The sequence below is a fragment of the Ruminococcus callidus ATCC 27760 genome (assembly GCF_000468015.1).
GTDB classification, from domain to species: Bacteria; Bacillota; Clostridia; order Oscillospirales; family Ruminococcaceae; genus Ruminococcus_C; species Ruminococcus_C callidus.
Genome location: NZ_KI260287.1, coordinates 1 through 978, shown reverse-complemented (window position 1 = coordinate 978; position 978 = coordinate 1). Strand labels below are relative to the sequence as shown.

The 978-nt window shown below is 44.2% G+C and carries 1 protein-coding gene; it reads right to left on the bottom strand.

What is annotated here, in order from left to right; translation table 11 throughout:
• Positions 1-84: 84 nt before the first annotated feature.
• On the bottom strand, positions 85-978 hold an 894-nt coding region (locus tag RUMCAL_RS00385; RefSeq protein WP_021680367.1), incomplete at its 5' end, for an IS3 family transposase.

Below are 978 nucleotides of genomic sequence, written 5' to 3'. Positions count from 1 at the left end.
CATACCCTATAGAAATTATGTATACTGCTATTATCCATGAAATTGTCAATAACACTTGACACATTAACCGCAAGGATTTTGAAGTTAAGCAGCGATAGTCAAAGCTGAATAGAATCTATGTCGTTTTACAGCTGGTGGGAGCCCACCGATTGCCGAGCAGATTCTGCGGTTACTCCAGTAGCTCATAAAATATCGCCAGACCATTGTTTTTAATGCTTCAATCGTATAATCTTCAGATCTTCTGCCTCTGTTATAAAACAATTCCTCCTTCATTCTTGCCCATATGCTTTCGCATCTTGCATTATCGTGGCATCTTCCTCCTGCACTGTTCATGCTCTGGACAATGCCATATTTTTGGATAGCAGTTCTGTACGCAGAACTGGTATACTGGCTGCCGCGGTCGGAATGCACAATGGCTCCGCGAATCTCTGGATACCGCAAGCTTGCATTTTTCAGTGTTTCACAGCATAGTTCAGCTCGCATATGATCTGCCATGGCAAGACCATTTGGCATCAGGTCATAGCAATCAAAAATTGCCGAAACATACAGCTTTCCGTCTTTTGCCTTGATTTCAGTAATGTCTGTAACGCATTTTTTCAAAGGTGCATCTGCTGTAAAATCACGTTTCAGAAGATCGTCTGATTTACGGGTTCCCCGGTCAGCTTTGGTGATTCCGTTGGGCTTTCGCTTGGATCTATGGATCAGGTTTATCTGCTCCATCACGCTGCGGACAGTTGCTTCGCACGGGATTTTGATACCATCAAGCTTGCCGACTTCTTTTCTGTACTTGAGTGCCTGATACATACGTACTCTGCCGTAATCCGCATTTTCTGCGTTTTCATCATGAATTTCCAACATGGCGTCAGCAAGCCGCTGATACTTCCATGGTTTGCCCTTACGCTCAAGATAATCGTAAAACGCCTGTCTGCTGGCTTGCAGCGTGTTGCAGTAAAAACTGATTTTTCCGATGTTTCTGCC